Genomic DNA, 16,974 nt, shown 5'->3' with positions numbered 1-16,974 from the left:
ACTGGCGTACTCGTGCCCACCGGCGCACCAGCTGGCCTGATCACATCGCCCCGGCGATCGGACGGACGCAGCTAGCCAGCGCGTCGGCCGACGCCGAGGGCCGCCCCACCCGCCATGGGTCGGGGCGGCCCTCGTGTTCTCCGCACCCCGCGTGCCTGGCGGCGCAGACGTCGGGTGTGGAGTGCCGCAAGGACGCCGGAGTTCTCGACGAGATCCCCGGCGCGTACAAGGACATCACCGAGGTGATGGCGCAGCAGGATGACCTGGTCGAGGTGGTCGCCCACCTCAAGCAGGTGATCTGTGTGAAGGGTTGAGCTGCGGTCGACGCCCGTCGGGGGCAGGCGTCGACCCTACGTCCCGTCGGCCGCGCTGATCTCCGTGTGCCAGTCCGGCACATGTGCCTCGGCGAGGCGGTGCCACGTCGCCGGGCCGCCCCGCAACGGCCAGGCACGAGTGGTGCCGTAACCGGTTTCGATACCGCGTAGGTCGCGGGCGAGGCGGCGGTGCGCGGCGGCGAGGGCCTCCGCCGCGCCGGGCGTACCGGCGGACACCTGGTGCCGTACGGTCCGGGTGGTCGTCGCGTAGCGGCGCACGGTGGTGTCCGTGTCGACGTCGACCTGGTGCTGGTCCACCAAGGAGAGCGTGAGCACCGGCGGCTGTCCGTCCTCGGCGGCAGCGGCGACGAGTCGATCGTGACCGTCCAGCACGACGGGGCAGTCGAGACCACTGATCCACCAGAGCAGCACAGGGGGGAGGATGCCCTCCCGGAACTGCTTCCGATAGGCCCTGACCCGCCCGGCCTCAGGGTTGGCCAGCGGGCGCAGCGGCAGAATCTGCCGGTGCCGGTCTCCGCTGAACCAGTCGATCCAGCCCCGGTCGTGCGGTAACAGGACCGGGGTCCGGTGCCGCGCCGCGTCGCCGGCCGGGTGGGCGATGTCGCCGCCGATCACCCAGCGACCCGCGTGTAACGGCCCGTCGACGGTTCCGCTCAGCGCGGCAGCGAAGTGGTGCGCCCACCGCCCCTGCCAGACGCCGCCCGCGTCGGCGGTGCCGAAGGTCGCCGCCTGGGCGGCGCGGATCGGCGCGACCGGCGGGCGGTGCTGCCCTGTTGCGGCGTACGCGACGCCGAAGCGGTCATCCGCCACGCTGGCCAGGAGCACGATCTCGGTGCCGTGCCGCAGCACGAGCAGGCCGCGGCCGGCTACCTCCACCCGCAGTGCGGGGCGAGCTGGCTGTTCGACGTCGAGGACCAGCGCATGCCACGCCCCCTCCGCGCTCGACGTGGGAAGGTTCCTCCGGCGTACCGCGTGCTGCTGCTGGGCCACGGACCCATCATCGGTCACCGCAGGCCGGCCTCCGCGCCGAGGTGGTCAAGCGGCAGGCGCTCGCCCGACGGGGCATGAACCAGTACGCGCCGCCGAGTCGCCTGCACGTCTGGCTGAACGAGGTCACGATCCGCGCGGTCACCCTGCCCGGCATCCGTGACCTCGTCCGTCGCGGCATCGAACGCCAGAACCGCTGAGCCTCACGTGGAGAGGGGATCGCCGCTTCGGTGCGGACCATTTCGTCCGGGGGACAGAACGCCACGTCGTGGCTCACGACGACGGCGGGTAGGTTACCTGCCCGTCCGTGCCGATCGACGGATCCGCACCCCACATACCGAGTTCGTGCCGCCGAGGCGCGGCGTTGCCGATCAGGTGCCACACCGTCCAGCCGTCAGCGGTGAGCGTGCTGGCGATGAGCAGCCGGTGGCAGCGCCACGGCATCGGCTCGCCGCACATGATGGCGGTGCGGTGCTGTGTGGCGAGGTCGGCCAGTCGGCTGATGCCTGCCTGATACTGCGGTGTCAGGGTGTAGTCGGCGTAGTTCTTGAAGCTTGGTTGCCGCCAGCCCGCGTTGACCTGCGGGTCCACGTCCTGTTTGCGGCGTCGGCCGCCCAGCTCGGGCAGGTGCAGGTAGTCGATGCCGGCCCGCTCCAACCAGTGCGGCAGCGCGTCGCGGCTGAACTGCGGGTTGCGTCGCGACCCGGGCTGCGCGCGGACGTCGACGAGCAGAGTGATGTCGTGCTCGTGCAGCGGCTTCAGGAACGCCGGCTCGGGGCATGTCCAGTGCCCGATGGTCCAGATCTCCCGCGATGTCACTGTCGGCCTCGTTCGGTGGAACTCCTCGTCGTCGCGTCGGCTGGCGGCACTCGCCGCCGTCAGGCCGAACAGTCCGAGCGTACGGCCACAGGGGCACGCGGCCGCCCGACTTGGGCGTACAGCGGCGGATCGCAGCCATGCCCGGGAAGCCGTCGCCGGTAGGGAACGGTGGTCTACCCGGTGGCGGCCAGGGTCACCGGTACGGCGACGGTCTTCGTGCGGGAGCCGTCGTCGGCGGACACCTCGTACACCTCGATGGTGCCGGACTGGTCGCGGGAGAGCCGGTAGCGCACGTTGACCCGGTAGCTGCCTCGGCATCCGGTGCCGCAGGTGGCGGTGGTGAAGGCGGTGGCGAGCTGGCGGCCGGTGGCGTCGAGCACCCGGACGTTGACGGTCGCCTCGAACACGTCCGCGCTGCCGGTGACGGTGACCGGGCTGGTCACCCGGTCGCCGATGGTCGGGCTGGTCACCACGATCGGCGGCAGCAGGTCGGCGTAGTCGGCGCGGTCGGTCGGTGTGGCGGTGCCGAAGGCGACCTGCCGGACGGTGGGGAACTGGGTGAGGGTGTAGACCACCTGGGCCTCCCGTAACCTGCCGACCACCGGATCGGGCGCGGCGGCCAGCCGGACCGTGGCGACACCCGCGACGATGCGGCTCACCTGCGTGCCGTCGGGCACGAGGGTGACCAGGCCGGTGGCGGACTCGGCAGTGGTCGGTCCGGCGGCCAGTTCCTCCAGGGCGAGCCGTGAGGTGGCCACGGTGGTCGGCCGGGTACGCCGGGTCGGTGCGAGTCGCCCGTCGCGGACGTACCACAGTTGCAGGGTGAGGGTCGCCGCCCGGCTGGCGGCGGTGGTGCCGGGGTCGCGCGTCGGCCGGGCGGGGGTGTCGGTGTTCGGGGGCGTGCTGGTCGACGCCGCCGTGGTGGGCGGCTCTCCGACGCTGGTGGAGCTGGGCGGGCCCGGCGCGGCGGTGGGTGCCGGGCCGAGCGAGCCGGACCGCGGCGGCGCGCACCCGGCGACCAGGACCAGCAGGGCGAGCAGCGACGCGGTACGGCGGCGGGTCATCCGGCACCGCCGCTCGACTCGGCCGGTTGCGGGTGCCCCGACTCGGCGTCGTCGGGGGTTACGGGCAGGTCGAGGCGGAACCGGGTGCCCGCACCGAGGGCGCTGTGCACGGTCAACCGGCCACCGAGCAGGCGGGCGTTCTCCCACGCGATGGCCAGACCGAGCCCGCTGCCGCCACCGGAGCGCGCCGGGTCGACCTTGTGGAACCTGTCGAACAGGCGGGGCAGGTGCTCGGCCGGGATGCCCGGCCCCTGGTCGGTCACGTCGACGTGCACCCGGTCGCCGGACCGGTTCGCCCGTACCCGGATCTCACCCGCGCCGTGCTGTACCGCGTTGGCGATCAGGTTGCCCAGCACCCGTTCCAGTCGGCGCGGGTCGGTGCGCAGCCGCAGCGGGGCGCCGTCGATCGCCACCTGGTCCGGCCGGCCGCGCGCGGCCACGATCCGGTGGACCAGGGCCGGTACGTCCACGTCGGTCAGGTCGACCACCTCCCGCCCGGCGTCCAGCCGGGAGATCTCCATCAGGTCCTCGACCAGGCGGCGCAGCCGGACCACGTCGGTGACCAGCAGCTCACCGGCGCGCCGGGCGTCGCCGGGCAGGTGGTCGAGGTGGTCGCGCAGCAGCGAGGCCGCGCCCACCAGGGCGGTCACCGGGGTACGCAGCTCGTGCGCCACGTCGGCGGTGAAGCGTCGCTCCCGTTCCTGTGCGCGGTGCAGGGCCGCGATCTTCGCCTCCAACGCCTCGGCCATCTCGTTGAACGAGGCGGCCCAGGCGCTGAACTCGTCGCGTCCGCGCACCGGCAGCCGGGTGGCGAGCAGGCCCTCGGTGATGGCTCGTGCGGCCCGGCTGGCCCGCCCCACCGGTTCCAGGGTGCGCCGGGCGAGGGTGTGCCCCACCGCGGCGGCGAGCAGCACCACCAGCACCCAGCCGGCCGCGAGGGCGTTGCGGAGTTGGTCCAGTCCGGCGGCGAGGTCGTCCTCGCCGGTGATGACGTACAGCTCGGCGGTCGAGCCGGGGATCCGGCCACCCACCACGAGCAGCCGGGTCGGCTCGGCACTGCGCTGGTAGCCGAGCTGTCCGGCGGCGACCATGCCGCGCAGCCGCTCGGTCAGGGGTGGTGCGTACGCCGGGTCGGAGGGCCAGCTGTCCTCGGCGACCAGCACCACGTGCCGACCGCTGTCCTCGAAACTGGTCAGCAGGTCGGTGCGGCGCTGCTCGGTCAGCGGCAGGAACTGCCGGGCCAGCACCAACTGGTACCGGGCGTCGGCGGCGGCGGCGTGCAGCGACGCGTCGTAACGGGTCTGCCGCAGCAGCAGGTACGACCCACCGGCGAGCACCCCGGCGGAGATCCCGGCGACCAGGACGAACGCGATGGTCAGCCGACGGCGCAGCCGACCGGGCCGTACGGTCTGCCGGTGCGCCCTCGCCGGTGCGGGGGGCTTGTCCGGCGTCGTGGCCCGTACCCCGGTGGTGTCCATCGTGGCTGCCCGGTCATCCGGCGACGAGCTTGTATCCGGCGCCGCGTACGGTGCGGATCAGCCGGGGGTTGCCCGGATCCGTCTCGACCTTGGCGCGCAGCCGTTGCACCGCGACGTCGACCAACCGGCTGTCGCCCAGGTAGCTGTGGTTCCAGACCCGGTCGAGCAGCAGTTCGCGGGTGAACACCTGGCCGGGGCGGCGGGCGAGCTCCAACAGCAGCCGGAACTCGGTCGTGGTCAGCGGCACCTCCTGACCGGCGCGGCGGGCCACGAACGCCCCGGGGTCGATCTCCAGGTCGCCGACGCGGAGCGGGGCGGGCTCCGGCGGCACCGCCGTGCGGCGCAGCACCGAACGGACCCGGGCTACCAGTTCGGGCAGGTCGAACGGCTTGCGCAGGTAGTCGTCGGCACCGCATTCGAGGCCGACCACCACGTCGATGGTGTCGGTACGGGCGGTCAGCATGAGGATCGGCACCGCACTGCTGCGCCGGATCTCGCGGCACACCTGGAGGCCGTCGAGGCCGGGCAGCATGACGTCCAGCACGATCAGGTCCACGGTTGCGGCCCGCCAGACGGCCAGGGCCTGCCGTCCGTCGGCTGCGGTGTCCACCCGGAAACCGGCGCGGCGCAGCCCGAGGGCGGTGACCTCCCGGATGGAGGCGTCGTCCTCGACCACCAGTACGCGGCCGTCCATGATGCACTCAGGGTAGTCCCGGTATGCCGGTGGGCCGCTCGACGTGACGGGCGGTGACGGGGGACCGGTCGGTGCCGAACCCCCGTCCCCACGGTCGGTCACTCCTGCCACTGGTGTGCCACGTCGAGCACGATCCGGCTGTGGCCTTCCGGCCCGGCCAGGACGAACACCCGGAACGGCAACCGGGCGCGGACCCCGACGGCGAAGGTGCTGTAGCCCTCGAAGCTGCCGCCGAAGACCACGTCGCGCAGCGTCGGGTAGCGCAGCACGTTGGCCACGTGCTCGCCGGTGCGGTACGGCACCGTCGCCAGGTGCTCGTCGTCGTAGGCGGGGGCGCGCAGCGAGACCCGCAGCAGCGCGTCACCGGCGGTGTACGGCGACAGCGCCAACCCTTCCCCGTCGGTGTACGTCTCGCCGTAGGCGACGGCGTAGCCGGTGACCGGGCCGGCGAACTCGAACACCACCCGGTCGTAGCAGTCGTGTCGGCCGACGCGTACGTCGACCAGCGGGGCGGAGCTGAGCGCCCCGGCCGTCTTGTCGCCGCTGCCCCAGGTGATCCCGCAGTAGGGCGCCCCGGTCGCCGCCTGCTTGGCGGTGGTGGGCGGGGCCGTGGCCGTCGCGGCGACCAATGCGGCGAGCGCCACGAGCAGCGTGGCGGCGGTCCTTCTGATCGGCATCCTCATCTCCTTTCTCGTCCCGCCGCGACCTATCGCGCGAGCGGGTGTGAGCTGGTGGAATCCACCGTCGTGGTGCCCCGCCACCGCAGTTTCACGGTGGCGTAACACGCGAGTAACAGCGCCCGGGCGGTATGACACTTTCGCGATGAGAACCGGCGAAGAATGACTATTAACATTCACGCATATCGATTGCGACGCGTTGGTGCGCCGCTCAGTCCCAGGGGAGTGCGTGATGATCCGACGACAACTGCTGCGCGCGGCCACCGCCGCGCTGGCGGCGGTGCTGGCGGCAGCCGGGGTGCAGGTGGTTACCGCCGCCAGCGCCTCCGCCGCCCGGACCGTCTACTACGACGCCAGCCGGGCCGGTGAGTTCCGGACCAACTTCGACCAGGCCGCCCAGATCTGGAACAGCCGGGTCAGCAACGTCCGGCTCGTGGCCCGCACGCCCGGCAACATCACCATCTACGTCGACAACGGCTGGCCCCGGGCGCAGACGACCAGCCTCGGCAACGGCCGGGTCTGGATGGGATGGGAGGCTGTCAACCAGGGCTACCACCGTACCCGGATCGCCACCCACGAGATCGGCCACATCCTCGGCCTGCCCGACCGGCGCACCGGCCTCTGCTCGGACCTGATGTCCGGCAGCAGCGCACCGGTCTCCTGCACCAACGCCTACCCCAGCGCCGCCGAGGCGAGCCGGGTCAACCAGCTCTTCGCCGGCAGCCGGAGCGTCTCGGCCGCCACCGGCACGTTCACCTGGACCGAGGACTCCGGCGTCGGGACGCTGGTGGTCAACGGTCGGCCGGCCACCGAGAACTACCCCTGGCTGGTCTACACCTCCGGCTGCACCGCAACCCTGATCAAGTCCAACTGGGTGGTCACCGCGAAGCACTGCTCGACCCCGTCCTCGGTGCGGGTGGGCAGCATCAACCGCACCAGCGGCGGCACGGTCGTCCGGGTCAGCCGGGCGGTCAACCACCCGAGCATCGACGTCAAGCTGCTCCAGCTGGCCAGTTCGGTCAGCTACGCGCCCGCGCCGATCCCGAGCACCTCCGGCGCGGTCGGCACGGCCACCCGGATCATCGGCTGGGGCCAGACCTGCGCGCCCCGTGGCTGCGGCTCCGCGCCCACCGTGGCACACGAACTGGACACCTCGATCGTGGCGGACAGCCGGTGCCTCGGCATCAACGGCCCGTACGAGATCTGCACCAACAACACCAACGGCAACGCCGGTGCCTGCTACGGCGACTCCGGCGGCCCGCAGGTGCGTCGGATCAACGGCGTGTGGAACGTCATCGGCGCGACCAGCCGGGCGGGTAACAACAGCTCCACCTGCGCCACCGCCCCGTCCATCTACGGTGACCTGCCCTCGATCCGCTCCTGGATCAACACCCAGGTCGGCGGTCTCCCCGCCTGACACCACCCCGCCGGGTGTGGCACCTCGCGAACGCCTCGAACGGGGTGTTCCGGGTGCCACATCCGCGTGATCGGCGCGGGGTGGGATAGTGGGCGGCTGTGGCTAGGTATGGGGTACTGAGTCTGCCGTCGAGTAACCGGGTGTACTCGGGGGCGGCGGTGGAGTTGACCTGCGCGGAGCTGGAGATCTTCGGCGACGCGGTGCTCGACGGCCGGATCGGTGACGTGGCCACCGAGACCATCGGCGGCGCGCGCTACATCACCTTCGACGTCGCCGGGGGTCTGAGTGAGCGGGACGCCGCGCTGCTGGGCAACCTCTCCAGCGCGTACGCGATCTTCGAGTTCGTCGGCGATCTGCTGCGGCCGGTGCCGGTGGCCCGGCTGGACCGCTTCGACGACGACCTGCTCACCATTCAGAAGTATCCGGGCAAGACCAACGAACAGTTCACCAAGCTGCTGCTCAACGTCACCCTGCTCGCCTCCGACTGGGCCGGCGACCTGCTGACCCGGCGGTTCCGGGTGCTGGACCCGCTGTGCGGTCGGGGCACCACGCTCAACCAGGCGATGATGTACGGGTTCGACGCCGCCGGGATCGACCGGGACAGCAAGGACTTCGAGGCGTACCAGACGTTCCTGAGCACCTGGCTCAAGCGCAAGCGGATCAAGCACCGGGTGCTGGAGTCCGGCCCGATCCGCCGGGAACGCAAGGTCGTCGGGCGGCGACTGCGGATGGAACTGGCTGCCTCCAAGGAGGCGCACAAGGCCGGTGACGTGCAGACGGTGGACGTGGTCAACGCCGACACCACCCGGGTGGGTGAGTTCTTCCGCCCGGAGACGATCGACGTGGTGGTGGCCGACGCGCCCTACGGCGTGCAGCACGGCAGCCGTACCGTCGAAGGTCTGGCCCGCGACCCACTCGCCCTGCTCACCGCCGCCGCGCCCGGGTGGGCGCGGGTGCTGCGCCCGGGCGGCGCGTTGGGCGTCTCGTGGAACACCAACGTCGCGCGCCGGGAGGCGGCCGCCGAACGGCTGACCGCCGCCGGCCTCACCGTTCTCGACGACGGCCCCTGGCGGGGCCTGTCCCACCGGGTCGACCAGGCCATCGTCCGTGACGTTCTGGTCGCCCGCAAACCCGCCCCCTAGGGCCTCTCCCGCCCTGCCTGGTCCCGTCCCCGCGCCTCGGACACTTGCTGGTCTCCGAGGTGCGGGGGCGGCGACGTGTGCGGGGACACGCACTGCACGATCGGACAGGGGGCGGGGGCGGGGGCGGGGAGACGGATGTATATCGACTTGTGTGACTGTTAGCGTTCACCTGACAGGTGTCGGCTTTCGACGCGATGTCGGAGCTGGTCACGCCCGGAGAACAACGGCAGGAGTTGATGATGCGTACGAGGGCACGATTGTTCGCGGCGGTCGCCGCGCTCGGTCTGGTGGCCGCCGGTGTGGTGGTGCAACCCGGCGCGGCCAGCGCGGAGTCCAACGGCGGGGTACGGGTGATGCCGCTCGGCGACTCGATCACCGAGGGCACCCAGATCCCGGGCGGCTACCGGATCGGCCTCTGGCAGCGCCTGGTCAACGGCGGGTACACCGTGGACTTCGTCGGGTCGCAGTTCAACGGGCCGGCCAACCTCGGTGACCACGACCATCAAGGGCATCCCGGCTGGCGTATCGACCAGATCGACGCCAACATCGGCGGGTGGCTGAACACCCAACGGCCGCGGACCGTCCTGCTGCACATCGGCACCAATGACATCCTGCAGAACTACAACGTGAGTACCGCGCCGAACCGGCTCTCCACGCTGATCGACCGGATCACCACCACCGCCCCTGACGCGGACGTGTTCGTCGCGCAGATCATCACGCTCTCGAACGCCAACCAGGCGGCGGCCGTACGCACCTTCAACGCGGCGATTCCCGGCATCGTGCAGAGCAAGGTGAACGCGGGCAAGCGGGTCCACCTGGTGGACATGCACAGCGCCCTGACCACCGCCGACCTGATCGACGGGGTCCACCCGACCGCCAACGGCTACGACAAGATGGCCGCGGTCTGGTACAGCGCGCTGCAGTCGGTTCCCGGCAGCATCGGCACCCCGGGCAGCGGCGGGGGATCGACCACCGGGATCGTCGGCGCCGCGTCCGGCCGGTGCCTCGATGTGCCGGGCTCCAGCACCGTCAACGGCACTCAGCTCCAGTTGTGGGACTGCCACGGCGGCGCCAACCAGCAGTGGAGCTACACCTCCGGGCGGGCGCTGACCGTCTACGGCAACAAGTGCCTCGACGCCGCGGGCTACGGCACCTCGCCGGGCACCCGGGTCACCATCTACGACTGCCACGGTGGGACCAACCAGCAGTGGCAGCTGAACGCCGACGGCACCATCACCGGCGTACAGTCCGGTCTCTGCCTGGACGCCAACGCCGCCGGTACCGCCAACGGCACGAAACTCATCCTCTGGACCTGCAACGGTCAGGCCAACCAGCGGTGGAGCCGGCGGTAGCCGCAGCTACCGCCGGCCCGGGTTCCAGGGCTCGCACGCCCGGCCGGAACGCCGCTCGCGCCGGCTGCCCCCGACCGCGTCGACCGGTACCGGGGTCGCGTTCAGCGGCCCTGGGCCCGAGGTCGGTCGGGGGTGGGGCCGAAGGCGGTGAGGAAGCGGTCGCGGAACTGGTCCATCGGCCAGACCGGCGCCTTCGCGTCCGGGGTCAGGCCGTCCTGCCAACCCCAGTCGCCGATGCGTTGCAGCACCGCCGAATCCTTGGTCACGATGTGGATCGGCACGTCGTGGCTCGGATTCTCGCCGGTGACCACCGGCGCGGGCTGGTGGTCACCGACGATGACCAGCACCGTGTCGTCGTCACCGTACGTCTCCGCGTAGGAGATGAGCGTGCGCAACGTGTAGCTGATCGAGTGCCGGTAGCCGGTGCGGGCCTGCGCCGTCGGCGTACCGATGATGCCCCGCCGGAACACCTCGCCGTCGTCGATGGCGTCCCACTCGACAAGTGACGGCACCTTCGTCCAGGGGGAGTGGCTGGAGACCAGGGACAGCTCGACCATCACCGGACGGTCCCGAGCGCCGGTCAACTCCCGCTGGTGGAACTGGTGGATGGCGAACTGGTCGGGCATCGGCGCGAAGGCGAACCTGGGGCCCTGGTAGTCCAGGTCGGGCCCGCTGTAGAACTGTTCGTAGCCGTAGAAGGCGCCCTCCGGCCAGGGCTGGTTCACCGCCGGCATCACCCCGACCGTACGCCAGGAGGCACGCCGGAACGCGTCACCGAGGGTGAACCGGTCGCTGGCGAGCAGGTTCCGGTACCGCTGGTTGTTGTCGACCCAGAGACCGGACAGCAGGGTGGCGTGTGCCAGCCAGCTCGCGCCGCCGATGGTCGGCGAGGTGAGGAAGCCACTGCGGGTGGCGAACCCGGCGGCGGACAGCCGACCCGCGCCCTCGTCGAGCATCCGGGGGATGGCGGCGAACTCGGGATCGGTGACCGCGCTGCGGCCGTAGCTCTCCACGAAGGCGATCAGCACGTTCTTCCCGCGTAGCCCGGTGAGCAACTGGTCGGCGGGCAGATCCCGGAACGGGTCCACCCCCACCTCCTTGGCGAACACCTGACGGTCGGACAGCCGGTCCCACACCTCGGCGGCGTGCTCCTGGACGAGGATGCTGGCGTTGGTGTCCGCGATCGGCATGGCGGGCACGATCCGCACCCCGAACACGGCCAGCACCGCCCAGACCAGCACCAGCGTGGCGATGGCCCGCGTGCTACCGGTCCGGTGCCGGGTCAACAGGCTGGACAGCCGTACCGTGGACAGGGCGGTCAGCACCGGCACGGCCAGCAACGACAGCCCGACCCCGAGCGCGATGGCGATCGCGCCGGGCCGGCCGATCGACTCGGCCACGAAGGTGAACGCCTCGTCCAGCAGCGACCAGTCCAGCACCAGGTCGAACGGACGTCCCAGCGACGCGTAGAAGCCCAGGTCGCCGACCTTCACCACGACGACGAGTCCGAGCAGCGCACCGGTCAGCGCGGCCACCACCCGCCGGGGGCGACCGGGCAGCGCGAGCAGCAGCGCGGCGAGCAGCAGCGCCTCCAACGGGATCCGCATCAACGCGCCGGGCTCCAGCTGCCACGGCCGGTTGGGCAGGGTGAACGCGCCCAGCACCAGCACGGCGGCGAGGGCGGTGACCACGCGGGTCACGACCCGGCGGCGCACGCCCCGTCGGCCCACCCCCGCCTCGGTCGGCTCGGTGTCTGTGGTCGGGCGCGCGGGCGCCGGGTCCGTGATCAACAACTGCTTCTCCCGGGTCAGCGCAGCGACAGGGCGGGGGCGGTGGACTGGTCATGCTCGTCGGATCGGTCGACCCGGCGCACGTCGATCGGCACGGTCGGCATCGCCAGGGCCGGTGCGGTCGACGTCGTCCGGTGCCGCCACAGCCACCGGACATCCCGCCCGAACGACTCGACCAGCAGGCCCAGCGCGGTCACCAGCAACGCGGTGGTCACCATTCCGGGCAGGACCTGGGCGGCGGCGACCGCGAGCATGATCCCCTGGACGGCGGCGACCACCTTACGCCAGTACCGGGGCGGTAGCTGGGCGACCATCCAGGGCAGCACCCAGCCGGCGGCCAGGAAGACGTACCGCATCAGGCCGATGGCGAGTACCCAGGGCCCGACCGAAGGGGCCACGTAGAGGCTCAGCATCAGCACCAGGAACGAGTCGACCTCCATGTCGAACCGGGCGCCGAGGGCACTGGTCGTCCCGGTGCGGCGGGCCACCTTGCCGTCGACCGCGTCGAGGGCCAGCGCCACGCCGGTCATCGCCACCAGCAACGCCACCGGCGCGGTACGACCACTGCTCAGCGCGTCGGCGATCAGGGCGGTCACCGCCCCGACCAGCATTCCGCGCCCCATCGTCACCCAGTCGGCAGGTCCGAGCCGCGGCGTGCCCGCACGACGCAGACCACGCAGCAGCGCCAGACAGGTCACCACGCCGTACGCCGTGCCGGTCAGCCAGCCCGCGACACCGAGACCGACTGTCGCGGCGACCCCCGCCAGCAGAACGATCTGGACGAAGAGCCCGATTTGCGGACCGGTTCGAACTGTGGACACCGTGCCTCCGTGTTTATGATCGACGACCCCTGTCAGGGAACTACGGAAAATACGACGGATCGGTTCGGTCCGGACGCGGTAGAGGAGAAAAAACCGGTGACGCAAACCGCCCGCGCCTTCTGGCTCCGGGCTCCCGGTGTGGGCGAGATCCGCCCGGTGACGCTGCCGGAGCCGAGCACCGGGGAGGTCCTGGTGCGCAGCCGGTACTCCGGGGTGAGCCGGGGCACCGAGACTATCGTCTTCACCGGTGCCGTGCCCGCCAGCCAGTACGCCGCGATGCGCGCACCGTTCCAGGAGGGCGACTTCCCGGCCCCGGTCAAGTACGGCTATCTCAGCGTCGGCGAGGTCGAGCAGGGCCCGGCGCACCTGCTCGGGCGTACCGTGTTCTGCCTGCACCCGCACCAGAGCGCGTACGTGGTGCCGGTCGAGGCGGTGACCGTCGTACCGCCACAGGTCCCGGCGGCGCGCGCCGTGCTGGCCGGCACGGTGGAGACCGCCGTCAACGCGTTGTGGGACGCCCCGCCCCTGGTCGGCGACCGGGTCACCGTGATCGGCGGCGGGATGGTCGGCTGCGCCGTGACCGCCCTGCTGGCCCGCTTCCCCGGGGTGCGGGTGGAACTGGTCGACACCGATCCGGCCCGCGCCGAGGTGGCCGCCGCGCTGGGTGTCGACTTCGCCGCGCCGGGTACCGCCGCCGACGGCCGTGACCTGGTCGTGCACGCCAGCGCCACCGCCGCCGGCCTGCAACACGGCCTGGACCTGCTCGCGCCGGAGGGCACCCTGCTGGAACTGAGCTGGTATGGCGACCGACCGGTGCAGCTGTCGCTCGGTGGCGCGTTCCACTCCGGTCGGTTGACCATCCGCAGCAGTCAGGTGGGCATGGTCGCGCCGGCACGACGGGGCAGTCGCGGCTACGCCGACCGGATGGCGCTCGCCCTGGACCTGCTCGCCGACCCGGCGTTCGACACGTTGATCACCGGCCGGTCGCCGTTCGCGGAGCTGCCTGACGTGCTCGCCCGACTCAGCGCGGGCGACCTGCCCGCACTGTGCCATCTCATCACCTACGACGGGGAGTGAACCGTGTTCAGCGTGACCGTCCGTGACCACATCATGATCGCTCACAGTTTCCGTGGCGACGTCTTCGGCCCCGCCCAACGGCTGCACGGCGCGACGTTCGTCGTCGACGCCACCTTCCGCCGCCCCGACCTGGACGACGACGGCATCGTGGTCGACATCGGGTTGGCCACCGACCAGCTCAAGGCGGTGCTCGGCGAGCTGAACTACCGCAACCTCGACGACGAGCCCGCGTTCGCCGGCACGAACACCACCACCGAGGTGCTGGCCCGCACCATCGCCGACCGCCTCGCCGACCGGGTGGCCGCCGGTCAGCTCGGCGCCGGTGCCCGGGGCCTGACCGGGATCACGGTCACCCTGCACGAGTCGCATGTGGCCTGGGCCAGCTACGAGCGGGCGCTGCCCGGACCGAACGCCGTCGGTGAGGGCGCCGCCTGACGTGCTGATGCTGCACGTGATCCTGCCGGGCGACATCGACGACCCGGCGTCACCCAGCGGCGGCAACGGCTACGACCGGCGGATCTGCGCCGGGCTCGCCGCCGCCGGCTGGTCGGTGCGGGAGCATCAGGTACCCGGCGACTGGCCGCAACCGGCCCCGGCGGCGCGGGCCGCGCTGGCGGGGGTCCTGCGCGGACTGCCGGACGGCGCGTTGGCCCTGGTCGACGGCCTGGTCGCCTCGGTGGTGCCGGACGAACTCGCCGCGCACGCCGACCGGTTGCGGCTGGTCGCGTTGGTGCATCTGCCCCGCGACGACGACGCCGAGGCCCGGGCGCTGGAGGCGGTCACCTCGGTGGTGGCCACCAGCGCCTGGACCCGACAGGCGCTGCTGCGGCGGTACGCGCTGCCCGCCGACCGGGTGCACGTGGCCCCGCCCGGGGTGGACCCGGCGGCACCGGCGACCGGTTCGACGACCGGGTCGGCGCTGCTGTGCGTCGCGGCGGTCGCCCGGCACAAGGGCCACGACGTGCTGGTCGAGGCGTTGACCAGGGTGGCCGACAGATCTTGGACGCTGACCTGCGTCGGACCGCTGCACCGGGAACCGGCGTTCGTCGAGCGACTGCGGGAGCGGATCACCGCCGGGGGGCTCGCCGACCGGATCCGGCTGACCGGACCGTTGGCCGGTGACCGGCTCGCCGCCGCGTACGCCGCCGCCGACCTGCTGGTGCACCCGTCACGCGGCGAGACGTACGGGATGGTGGTCACCGAGGCGCTGGCCCGTGGCGTACCGGTGCTCGCCACGGCCGTCGGTGGACTGCCCGACACCCTCGGGCACACGGCGGCGGGCGACCGGCCGGGCCTGCTGGTGCCGCCCGAGGACCCGGCCGCCCTCGCCACGGCTCTGCGCCGCTGGCTCGACGACGCGGCGTTGCGCGAGCACCTGCGGTACGCCGCCGGCCAGCGACGACACACCCTCGCCGGTTGGCAGCGCACCGTCGCCCAGATCATCACGGCCCTGAAGGAGGCGTCGGCATGAGCATCGAACTCCCGCCGGATTTCGCGCAGTGGCTCGCGCTGCGGGAACCGGCCGACGTGGCGGCCCGGTCCACGGACCTGGTCGACATGCTGCGCGCGGCGTTGCCCGGCGGCGGACCCCTGGTGGTGCACGACCTCGGGGCGGGGACCGGGTCGCTGGCCCGCTGGCTGGCCCCGCTGCTGCCCGGCCCGCAGCACTGGATCCTGCACGACCAGGACGCCGACCTGCTGGCCCGGGCCCGCGCCGCGGTGCCCCCCACCGCCGCCGACGGCGCGCCGGTGACCGTCGAGACGCGCCGGGGCGACCTGACCCGGCTGGCCGCCGCCGAGCTGGCCGACGCCGCGCTGGTCAGCGCCTCGGCCCTGCTCGACATGCTCACCGCCGAGGAACTCGACGACCTGATCGCCGCCTGTGCGAAGGCCGGGTGCCCGGCACTGTTCCTGATCTCCGTGACCGGCACCGTGCGACTGACCCCGGACGATTCACTGGACGACGAGATCGCCGCCGCCTTCAACGCCCACCAGCGGCGTACCGCCAACGGTCGTCGGCTGCTCGGACCGGACGCCGTCGACGCCTGCGTCGCGGCCTTCGCCCGGCATGGGGTGGAGGTGCAGCTACGGCCGAGCCCGTGGCAGCTCGGGCCGGACCAGGCGGCCCTGGCGGCGCAGTGGTTCACCGGGTGGCTCGACGCGGCACGGGAGCAGGACCCCGAGCTGAGCACCCGCACCGAGGAGTACGCACGACGTCGGCTGGCCGAGGCTGAAACCGGTCGCCTCGGGGTAATGGTCGATCACGTCGACCTGCTGGCGCTGCGCCGTTGAACCGGCAGTCGATCAGCTACGTGCGTACAGTCAGGGAAGATCGCCATGTCGGGGAGGCGCGAGTGGGGGATGAAGGTGGCAGTGCCGTGCCCGAGGCGACCCCGGTGGGCCGCTCGTTCTGGGGCTGGGCCCGTCTGGCGCTGGGTGCGGGCGTCCTGGTGGGGCTGCTCTGCTGGCTCGGCACCGGCCCGTTCCTCGCCGGTCTGCGGCTGATCGACGCGCCGGCGCTGGCCGCCGCGCTCGCCATCGGCGTCCTCACCACGGTCTGCGCCGCCTGGCGGTGGAGCCTCGTCGCCGATGGTCTGGGCGTGCGCCTGCCCCTGACGGAGGCGGTCGCCCACTGCTACCGGGCGATCTTCCTCAACGCGACCCTGCCCGGCGGGATCCTCGGTGACGTGCACCGCGCGGTGCGTCACGGCCGCGACGTCGGTGACGTCGGGCGCGGCATCCGGGCGGTGGTGTGGGAACGGACGGCGGGGCAGGTGGTGCTGGTCGCGGTCGCCGCGGTGCTGCTGTTCGCCTTCCCGTCGCCGGTGCGACCGTTCCTGCCGGTGGCCACCGCGGTGGCGGTGGCGGTGCTGGTCGCCGTGGTGGCGGCGGCCCGGCTGCTGCCGCGCTCCGGCGCCTCCCGGTGGGCCCGCGCCCTGGGTACCGCCGTCTCCGACGTCCGCAACGGCCTGCTGGCGCGGCGGACCTGGGCCGGGGTGCTTATCGCCTCCGCGCTGGCGGTCGCCGGGCACCTCGCGACGTTCCTGGTGGCGGCACGCACGGCGGGTTCCACCGCACCGCTGAGCCTGCTGCTGCCGCTGACCCTGCTGGCCCTGCTCGCGATGGGGGTGCCGGCCAACGTCGCCGGGTTCGGCCCGCGCGAGGGGGTGGCCGCGTGGGCGTTCGCCGCCGCCGGCCTGACCGCCGCCGAGGGGGTGGCCACCGCGACGGTGTACGGCGCTCTGGTGCTCGTCGCGAGCCTGCCCGGAGCCGCCGTGCTACTGGCCCGACGTGTCCGTGTACCCGCCACCGTCTGACGAG

At 72.5% G+C, this 16,974-nt stretch carries 15 protein-coding genes and 2 pseudogenes; 10 read left to right on the top strand and 7 right to left on the bottom strand.

All coding sequences use genetic code 11. The annotated features are described in order from the left end of the window. Positions 1 to 152 precede the first annotated feature (152 nt). Positions 153 to 314 (top strand): annotated as a pseudogene (locus FF096_RS09300) (RtcB family protein); the annotation flags it as partial. Positions 315 to 350: 36 nt separating this feature from the next. Here the strand turns inward: FF096_RS09300 and FF096_RS09295 are convergent. Continuing rightward, on the bottom strand, positions 351 to 1,325 hold the full coding sequence (locus FF096_RS09295) for a hypothetical protein (protein ID WP_196222497.1): 975 nt from the start codon (positions 1,323 to 1,325) through the stop codon (positions 351 to 353). Between the two features lie 41 nt (positions 1,326 to 1,366). Between FF096_RS09295 and FF096_RS09290 the strand changes: the two genes are divergently transcribed. Next, positions 1,367 to 1,522: a hypothetical protein gene (locus FF096_RS09290; protein WP_196222496.1), complete on the top strand. Its 156-nt coding sequence runs from the start codon at positions 1,367 to 1,369 to the stop codon at positions 1,520 to 1,522. A gap of 73 nt (positions 1,523 to 1,595) precedes the next feature. Here the strand turns inward: FF096_RS09290 and FF096_RS09285 are convergent, their stop codons facing one another. The 5 genes from FF096_RS09285 to FF096_RS09265 all read right to left on the bottom strand — a co-directional run bounded on the left by FF096_RS09285 (position 1,596) and on the right by FF096_RS09265 (position 6,054). Further along, entirely contained in the window at positions 1,596 to 2,141 is a 546-nt protein-coding gene (locus tag FF096_RS09285) for a DUF488 domain-containing protein (protein ID WP_309222972.1), read from the bottom strand. Between the two features lie 173 nt (positions 2,142 to 2,314). Further along, positions 2,315 to 3,205, bottom strand: a complete 891-nt coding sequence (locus FF096_RS09280; RefSeq protein ID WP_155216394.1) for a Gmad2 immunoglobulin-like domain-containing protein — start codon at positions 3,203 to 3,205, stop codon at positions 2,315 to 2,317. Beyond that, entirely contained in the window at positions 3,202 to 4,683 is a 1,482-nt protein-coding gene (locus FF096_RS09275) for a HAMP domain-containing sensor histidine kinase (protein WP_155216392.1), read from the bottom strand. Before FF096_RS09275 ends, FF096_RS09280 begins: the two co-directional genes overlap by 4 nt. A gap of 13 nt (positions 4,684 to 4,696) precedes the next feature. Further along, positions 4,697 to 5,377, bottom strand: a complete 681-nt coding sequence (locus FF096_RS09270; RefSeq protein ID WP_155216390.1) for a response regulator transcription factor — start codon at positions 5,375 to 5,377, stop codon at positions 4,697 to 4,699. A 98-nt stretch (positions 5,378 to 5,475) separates the two neighbouring features. After that, positions 5,476 to 6,054 (bottom strand): hypothetical protein, encoded by a 579-nt coding sequence (locus FF096_RS09265; RefSeq protein ID WP_155216388.1) that lies wholly within the window; start codon positions 6,052 to 6,054, stop codon positions 5,476 to 5,478. 232 nt (positions 6,055 to 6,286) lie between these two features. Here FF096_RS09265 and FF096_RS09260 point away from each other — a divergent pair, with 232 nt between their 5' ends. From FF096_RS09260 to FF096_RS09250, 3 genes are all read left to right on the top strand, one after another. After that, a complete protein-coding gene (locus tag FF096_RS09260; protein WP_155216386.1) occupies positions 6,287 to 7,471 on the top strand; it encodes a snapalysin family zinc-dependent metalloprotease in 1,185 nt (394 codons plus the stop codon). A 98-nt stretch (positions 7,472 to 7,569) separates the two neighbouring features. Next, complete coding sequence (locus FF096_RS09255) at positions 7,570 to 8,613, top strand: SAM-dependent methyltransferase (protein WP_309222971.1); 1,044 nt, start codon at positions 7,570 to 7,572, stop codon at positions 8,611 to 8,613. Between the two features lie 239 nt (positions 8,614 to 8,852). After that, positions 8,853 to 9,965 carry a ricin-type beta-trefoil lectin domain protein gene (locus FF096_RS09250; protein ID WP_155216879.1) on the top strand — a complete coding sequence of 371 codons (1,113 nt, stop codon included), beginning with the start codon at positions 8,853 to 8,855 and terminating at the stop codon, positions 9,963 to 9,965. 131 nt (positions 9,966 to 10,096) lie between these two features. Here FF096_RS09250 and FF096_RS27465 read toward each other — a convergent pair. Then, positions 10,097 to 12,576 (bottom strand): annotated as a pseudogene (locus FF096_RS27465) (CDP-alcohol phosphatidyltransferase family protein); the annotation flags it as partial. 96 nt (positions 12,577 to 12,672) lie between these two features. Between FF096_RS27465 and FF096_RS09235 the strand changes: the two are divergent. From FF096_RS09235 to FF096_RS09215, 5 genes are all read left to right on the top strand, one after another. Then, on the top strand, positions 12,673 to 13,653 hold the full coding sequence (locus tag FF096_RS09235; RefSeq protein ID WP_309222970.1) for a zinc-binding alcohol dehydrogenase: 981 nt from the start codon (positions 12,673 to 12,675) through the stop codon (positions 13,651 to 13,653). A 3-nt stretch (positions 13,654 to 13,656) separates the two neighbouring features. After that, on the top strand, positions 13,657 to 14,088 hold the full coding sequence (locus tag FF096_RS09230) for a 6-carboxytetrahydropterin synthase (protein ID WP_309222969.1): 432 nt from the start codon (positions 13,657 to 13,659) through the stop codon (positions 14,086 to 14,088). Between the two features lie 7 nt (positions 14,089 to 14,095). After that, entirely contained in the window at positions 14,096 to 15,124 is a 1,029-nt protein-coding gene (locus FF096_RS09225) for a glycosyltransferase family 4 protein (RefSeq protein ID WP_155216873.1), read from the top strand. Next, a complete protein-coding gene (locus FF096_RS09220) occupies positions 15,121 to 15,945 on the top strand; it encodes a methyltransferase domain-containing protein (RefSeq protein WP_155216382.1) in 825 nt (274 codons plus the stop codon). Before FF096_RS09225 ends, FF096_RS09220 begins: the two co-directional genes overlap by 4 nt. A gap of 86 nt (positions 15,946 to 16,031) precedes the next feature. Beyond that, positions 16,032 to 16,970 carry a lysylphosphatidylglycerol synthase domain-containing protein gene (locus tag FF096_RS09215; RefSeq protein WP_309222968.1) on the top strand — a complete coding sequence of 313 codons (939 nt, stop codon included), beginning with the start codon at positions 16,032 to 16,034 and terminating at the stop codon, positions 16,968 to 16,970. The last annotated feature ends 4 nt before the right edge of the window (positions 16,971 to 16,974 follow it).

The organism is Micromonospora sp. CP22, assembly GCF_009712475.1.
Lineage (GTDB): Bacteria > Actinomycetota > Actinomycetes > Mycobacteriales > Micromonosporaceae > Micromonospora.
This window is presented reverse-complemented; position numbering and strand designations above follow the sequence as displayed.